Source organism: Streptomyces sp. NPDC001156, assembly GCF_053598275.1.
Genome location: NZ_JBSFJX010000323.1, coordinates 1 through 6,558, shown reverse-complemented (window position 1 = coordinate 6,558; position 6,558 = coordinate 1). Strand labels below are relative to the sequence as shown.

Sequence of the window (6,558 nt, the reverse complement as noted above, 5' to 3'; positions counted from 1 at the left end):
ATTGTTGCTATTATTTCTCGACGTGAGATATCCCTACGCCCCGCGGCCCCCGCCCCCCGCGGGGGGCTGGGGTGGGGGCGGGCGGCGCAGCCCGGGTCATTTCATGGCCGCGGCCCGCTCGCACCCCACGTGCGCACCGACCCGCGACCCATCCTGACCCTGCACCGCGGCTGTCTCACTTGATGTGCCGTGCGGGCCGGCAGGCCATGTGCAGCAGGTGCTCCATGGGGCCACGCCGGAACAGGCGCATCCAGACGGTCGCCAGGAGCGCGGCGGCACCGATGAAGCCGAGCAGCACCGGCAGCGCGGACATGGTGTCGTCCTCGACCAGGGGCACGTACCAGACCTCGGTGAAGAACCAGAGGGCGATGATGTGCAGGACGTAGACGGTCAGCGCCATCATGCCGACCGCCGCGACGGGTGTCGCGAGGCGTGTGACGCGCGGCATCCTGGCGGCGACGGTCAGGCATGCGGCCATCACCATGATGGCGACGCCGGTGTTGCCGACGATGGAGAAGGTCGTCTGGCTGTGCGGCGCGCCCACCAGCAGCCATGCGAGCGGAGTGTGGCCCTCGGGTTCGCCGACGATGTCGGACCACCAAGCGGACGACGCCGAACCGCCGTCCGCGCCGGCCGCGACGGTGGTGAGGGCGTGCGGGACCAGGTGCAGGGCCAGCCAGGACCCGCCATAGCCGAGCACGGCCAGCGCCCCGCCCATCGCAGCGAGCCGGGACCGGATACCGGTCCGGGTGAGGTCGAGTCGGGCCACGGCCATGCCCGCGATCAGGAACGGCATCCAGGTGAGAACCGGATACGACCCCGTGAACAGCAACTCGACGACGCCGTCCGTGCCGGTGATGTGGGCCAGCGGGTCCCCGGCCACGACGGCGTCCGCCCAGTGCCCGTCCTGGATCGACCTCTGTATCGCGTACAGAACCGGGGGCATGAGGAGCGCCCCCCCGGCGGCAATGAACGCCAGCGTCCGTGCGCGCAGCCGGTACAGCGGGAGGACGGCCAGGAAGAGCACCGCGTAGAAGTTGAGGATCACCTCGACCGAGGTGTCCAGTGCGGTCAGGGCATAGCCGAGCGCCGCCAGGATGACGGCGCGGATCACGATCCTGCCCATCGCCTGTCGGCCGGAGCGCCCCGTCCGGGGATGCGGACGGCCGGTGATGATGATCAGCGAGAACCCGGCGAGCACCGCGAAGAGGGCGGAGGAACGACCTCGCGCCAACTCCAGCAGGAACCCGACCGGCCCATCCACCGTCACGTCGGGGCCGACGTGTGCGGCGTACATGCCGAAGACCGCGAGCCCACGGGCCAGGTCGATACCGATCAGTCGGGCAGTCGAAGGGGTGCCGGCCGAGGCGGAGGAGGAGCGATCCGTCTCGAGCCGGCTTGGCGCTTCTGCCGGCGCGACCGACAATACGTTCTGCGTCATGTGCCCAAGGGTTTACGGCGAAGCCGCCTCAGCCACTCCGGCAGCTTTCCGGAAGCACCCCGCCGATCGGCTGGACCTTTCCCGGCCTACCGGCGGGAACTCTGCCGCCGACCGGCGGGGACGCGCATCCGGACCGCCACTGACGGCTACACGCAGTACGCATCCGACGCCTGCACACGACGAACGGAGCGCGACGGTTCCTGGTGCTCCTGTCCGCAAGACTCGCCCACGCCGGCATCGGCGACACGACGCACCCGGCGCACCGTACCGTCACACGGCCATGTCAACGCAGTGCCGAGCAGTCCGCAACCCTGGGTCAGAGGCCTGCGACGGCGGTACGGGTGTCCCCGTCGGCCTTCTTCAGGGCCAGGGCCGCCTCCTGGGCGGTGCTGTGGGTGAGGAGCATCACGATGGCGGTCTTGGCGTGGCCGTCGGCCGCCCGCAGGGCCTCGGCCGCGGTGTCGGGGTCGGCATCGGTGGCCTGGACGACCATGCGGCGGGCGCGGTCGACGAGCTTGTCGTTGCTGGCCCGGACGTCGACCATCAGGTTCCCGTAGACCTTCCCGATGCGCACCATCGAGGCGGTCGAGAGCATGTTGCAGACCATCTTCTCGGCGGTGCCGCCCTTGAGCCGGGTCGAGCCGGTGAGGATCTCGGGGCCGGTGGGGACCTCGATGGGGATGTCGGCGTAGCGGCTGACGACCGCGTCACGGTTGCAGGCGACCGACACCGTGACGGCGCCCTTGGCCGCGGCGTGCTTCAGGCCGCCGACGACATAGGGGGTACGGCCGCTCGCAGCGAGTCCGACGACCGTGTCCCGGTCGTTCACGCCGATCTCGTCGAGGTCGGCGACCGCCCTCGCGGGCTCATCCTCGGCCCCTTCGACCGCCACGACAAAGGCACCCGGGCCGCCCGACAGCAGGCCCACCACCTGCTCGGGGGAGGTGCCGAAGGTGGGCGGGCACTCGACTGCGTCGAGCAGGCCGATGCGGCCGCTGGTGCCGGCGCCGATGTAGATCAGCCGCCCGCCCCGCCGCAGCGACTCGGTGATCGCCTCGACGGCGGACCCTATCTCCGGGAGGGCGTCGCGCACGGTGAGTGCGACGGTCTGGTCCTCCGCGTTCATGACCGAGAGCAGTTCGGAGACCGGCATACGGTCCAGCTCGGCGGTCCGCTCGTTGCGGGTCTCGGTGCCAAGGGTGCTGAGGTCCACGGCGCGGTCGTCCTTTCAAGGGTGGTGCTCAAGGGTGGTGCTCTAGGAGGTGCTGAGCGGGGGTCGGGGCGGGTCGGCGGTCAGTCGTCGGCCGGTGTGCGCCGCTGCAACCGCGGCCGTCTGCGGCGCTGGACCGCCCCGTAGGTCTTTTCCAGCGCGGCGGTGGTGGCGTCGAAGGAACGTTGCGCCACGCCGACGAAGAGGCAGTCGATGAGTGCGAGCTGTGCGATGCGGCTGACGGTCGCGCCGGAGCGGAAGGGAGTCTCCCGCGCACAGGTCGTCAGCACGAGGTCCGCGCTCTTCGCGAGGGTGGAGCGCGGCACGTTGGTGAGGGCGATGGTGGTGGCGCCGCGTTCCGCGGCGGCCTGAAGGGGCTCGACGGTGTCCTCGGTCTCCCCGGAGTGGGAGATGGCAAGGGCGACGTCGCCGGGCTCAAGGAGGGCGGCGGCGGTGAGGGCGGCGTGCCGGTCGGTCCAGATGAAGGCCATATAGCCGATCCGGTGCAGCTTCTGGTGCAGGTCCTGGCCGACGAATGCGCTCGCGCCGACACCGAAGATGTCGATGCGCCGGGCTTCCGCCACGGCGTCCACCGCCCGGCCCAGCACCTCGACGTCCAGCCCGGCACCGGAGTCCTCGAGGGCGCGCACCTCATTGTAGATGATCTTGCTGACGATCTCGTCCAGCGTGTCGGTGGCGCTGATGTCGGTGCCGGGCGCCGGACGTTCGCCGCCGAGGGCGTACTCACGGGCGGCGGCCGCCGCGAGCGCGAGCCGTAGTTGCGGATAGTTGGCTATGCCCATAGCGCGGCAGAAGCGCATCACCGTGGCCACCGAGGTGTCGGCCCGCTCGCCGAGAGCGCTGATGGACAGCTCCGACGCCTGCGCCGGATCGGCGAGGACGGCGTCGGCCACCCGGCGCTCCGAGGGGGCCAGGGTCGGCAGTGCGGCCCGGACGCGCGCCAGGATCCCGGTGGCGGCTGTGTCCTCCGTCGACCGGTCCGTTGCGCTGGGTCTTTCCTGGCGTGCCATGGACCGTTCCCTCCTGAGTGGGTGGGCGACACATTAACCACGCCTCGGTGGCGCGTCAAAAACTTACGCTGAAACTTGCTTGAAGTTACTTATTGACATTCGGAGGTCGGCCTTCCGATACTCGCTGGACCGCGATCCGCGCCGGTCGCCGGCATTCCACCAGTGCCGTGACCGCCCGACGAGCCGGATCCCTGGAGACACGAAGGCGTGCCCCAATGACAGCAGCAGTTGCGGTGGACCTGGGCAAAACCGGCTGCCGTGCCGTGCTGTGGAGCGGTGACGGCCCCGCCCACGACGTCCAAGAGGTGCCCGGAGCCCCCGGGCTCGCCGCCGACCACGGAGTGGCCGCGGCCCGTAACTCCGTGTGCGGCGCCGTCCTGCCGCTCCTGGAACGGCAGCCGTCGCACCGCCTGACCGCGGTCTGTGTGGGCGCTGCGGGAGCGGCCGCCGCACCGGAGGCGGCCCGCGAGCTGGCCGCCCTGCTTCTTGAGGATCTGCCCACCGACGAGGTGGCCGTCACCAGTGACGCGGTCACCGCCCACGCGGGCGCCCTGGGGGGCCGTACCGGCGTGGTGCTGGCGATCGGCACCGGTGCGGTGGCCATCGGCATCGGCGACGACGGGACGTACGCCCGGGTCGACGGCTGGGGTCCCTGGCTCGGCGATGCGGGCAGCGGCGCCTGGATCGGCGCGGCCGGACTGCAGGCCGCACTGCGGGCGCACGACGGACGGGGCCCTGACACCGCGCTGCTGGCCGCGACGGCCAGGCGGTTCGGTGACCTGGACAAGCTGCCCTCCGCGATCACCGGTGACGGGAACCCCGCCCGCACCGCCGCTTCCTTCGCCCCGGAGGTGGCTCGCGCCGCCGCCGCGGGTGACGCGGCCGCCTCCGCGATCGTCCGGGACGCGGCCGCCGCCCTCGCGGAGGCCGTGCTCGCGGCCGCCCGCCGGATCGGCGGCGACGGCGAACTGCCGGTCACCGTCACCGGCGGTCTGACCGGCCTCGGGGAACCGCTCATGGCACCCCTTCGAACGGCGCTCGCCACGGCGGCGCCCCCACTGAGCCTGCGGCCCCCGCTGGGGGACCCGCTGGACGGTGCGCGCCTGCTGGCGCTGGACACCACCCTTCCGCACGAACCCCTGCTCGTCCGCGTACGCCGGACGACGCCCCCATCCCCTGTCCCCTCTGCGCCGGTACCCCCGCCGGCTGTTGCTTAGGAGTGAGCGTGCGCCAACTCGACCTTGTCGTGGTCGTCGTCTACCTGGTAGCGATCGCCATGATCGGACTGCGACTGGCCGGACGGCAGAAGACGTCGAAGGACTACTTCGTCGGCGAGGGCCACATGCCCTGGTGGACCGTTTCCTTCTCCGTGGTGGCCACCGAGACCAGCGTGCTCACCGTCATCAGCGTGCCCGGCGGCGCGTACAGCGGACAGGGCTTCGGCAACGTCGAACTAGCCCTGGGCTACGTGATCGGCCGCGTCGTCGTCGCCACGGTGCTGATCCCGCTGTACAAGCGCGGCGGGTTCGTCAGCGCCTACCAATACCTGGGTGACAGATTCGGTCTGAAGCTGCAGGGGCTCGCCTCGGTCACCTTCGTCTTCACCCGCCTCCTGGCCGAGGGTGTGCGGCTGTTCGCCTCCGCCATCCCGATCAAGCTGCTGCTGGACGAGTTCGGCGTGCACGCCGACTACCGGGTCATCATCATCGTGCTCACGGTGATCACCGTCGTCTACACCTACCTCGGCGGTATCAAGGCGGTCATCTGGACCGACGCCATTCAGATGGGCCTGTACCTGGGCGGTGCGATCCTCGCCATCGCGGTGCTGTCCGGTCATGTGGGCGGCGACGGTTTCGCGAACGCCCTGCACTCGGGCCACTTCAAGCTCTTCGACGCCAACTTCGACCTGGCACACGTCCTCACCAGCCCGTTCGCCCTGCCCACGGCGATCATCGGCGGCGCCATCTTCGCGATGGCCAGCCACGGCTCCGACCAGCTGATCGTCCAGCGCGTCCTGGCCACTCGCTCGCTGCGTGACGGCCAGAAGGCCATGATCGCCTCCGGTGTCTTCGTCACCCTGCAGTTCGCCGCCTTCTCCCTGGTCGGCGCGCTGCTGTGGTCGTACAACCAGGGCAAGGACTTCAAGCAGCTGGGCCTGGCCAGCGCCGACAACCTCTACCCGAACTTCATCCTGCACGGGCTGCCCGTGGTGATCTCCGGCCTGCTCGTGGCCGGCATCCTCGGCGCCGCGATGGGCTCCCTGTCCTCAGCGCTGAACTCCATGTCGAACTCGACGGTCGCGGACATCATCCACAGCTTCTTCCGCAGCACGCCCTCGGAGGAGTCGCTGCTCAAGCTCGCCCGGGTGATGACGCTGGTGTGGGCAGTGCTCATGGCCGTGTTCGCGTGCGCGTTCAGCACCAGCACGGGCAATGTGTACCTGACCGGTCTGACGATCGCGGGCTACACCTACGGCGCTCTGCTCGGCGCGTTCCTGCTCGGGCGGCTGGTCAAGCGGGCCAACGAGGTCGACTCGATCGTGGCCTTCCTGGTGACGGTCGGGGTGATGACCTACATCGTGCGCTCCGTCAAGATCGACGTGACGGTGGCGGGTGCGACGGTGCCCACCGCGATCGCGGCCCAGTGGCTCGTGCCCATCGGTGTGGTGATCACGCTGGTCGTGGGCGGTGTGATGAGCCTGTTCCACCGCGCGCCGCAGGTGCCCGAGGTGAACGAGGTCGCCGTGTCCGGCGGCGAGCCGGAGTCCGGTTCCGGGTCGGGCCGCCTGGTGGCGGGCGCCGGCCGGGCAAGTTCCAACTCGGAAGCACACTCGACGACGGGGTCCTGCTACTGGGGCGTACGACGTGGCAGTTGTT

At 70.4% G+C, this 6,558-nt stretch carries 5 protein-coding genes; 2 read left to right on the top strand and 3 right to left on the bottom strand.

Going from position 1 to position 6,558, the window contains the following annotated elements; genetic code table 11:
• Nucleotides 1-175: 175 nt before the first annotated feature.
• From ACWDA7_RS49120 to ACWDA7_RS49110, 3 genes are all read right to left on the bottom strand, one after another.
• Nucleotides 176-1,441 (bottom strand): DUF418 domain-containing protein, encoded by a 1,266-nt coding sequence (locus ACWDA7_RS49120; RefSeq protein ID WP_450614247.1) that lies wholly within the window; start codon nucleotides 1,439-1,441, stop codon nucleotides 176-178.
• Between the two features lie 316 nt (nucleotides 1,442-1,757).
• Nucleotides 1,758-2,654, bottom strand: a complete 897-nt coding sequence (murQ, locus tag ACWDA7_RS49115) for an N-acetylmuramic acid 6-phosphate etherase (protein WP_359391816.1) — start codon at nucleotides 2,652-2,654, stop codon at nucleotides 1,758-1,760.
• A gap of 80 nt (nucleotides 2,655-2,734) precedes the next feature.
• Complete coding sequence (locus tag ACWDA7_RS49110) at nucleotides 2,735-3,682, bottom strand: MurR/RpiR family transcriptional regulator (protein ID WP_450614245.1); 948 nt, start codon at nucleotides 3,680-3,682, stop codon at nucleotides 2,735-2,737.
• 215 nt (nucleotides 3,683-3,897) lie between these two features.
• Between ACWDA7_RS49110 and ACWDA7_RS49105 the strand changes: the two genes are divergently transcribed.
• On the top strand, nucleotides 3,898-4,899 hold the full coding sequence (locus ACWDA7_RS49105; RefSeq protein ID WP_450614243.1) for an N-acetylglucosamine kinase: 1,002 nt from the start codon (nucleotides 3,898-3,900) through the stop codon (nucleotides 4,897-4,899).
• A gap of 8 nt (nucleotides 4,900-4,907) precedes the next feature.
• Nucleotides 4,908-6,558: sodium:solute symporter (locus tag ACWDA7_RS49100; RefSeq protein ID WP_450614241.1), on the top strand; the 1,651-nt coding region annotated here is incomplete at its 3' end.

Coding starts and splice junctions, on each gene's coding strand:
- ACWDA7_RS49120 (WP_450614247.1), bottom strand. CDS start 1,441: ATGACGCAGAACGTATTGTCGGTCGCGCCGGCAGAAGCGCCAAGCCGG.
- ACWDA7_RS49110 (WP_450614245.1), bottom strand. CDS start 3,682: ATGGCACGCCAGGAAAGACCCAGCGCAACGGACCGGTCGACGGAGGAC.
- ACWDA7_RS49105 (WP_450614243.1), top strand. CDS start 3,898: ATGACAGCAGCAGTTGCGGTGGACCTGGGCAAAACCGGCTGCCGTGCC.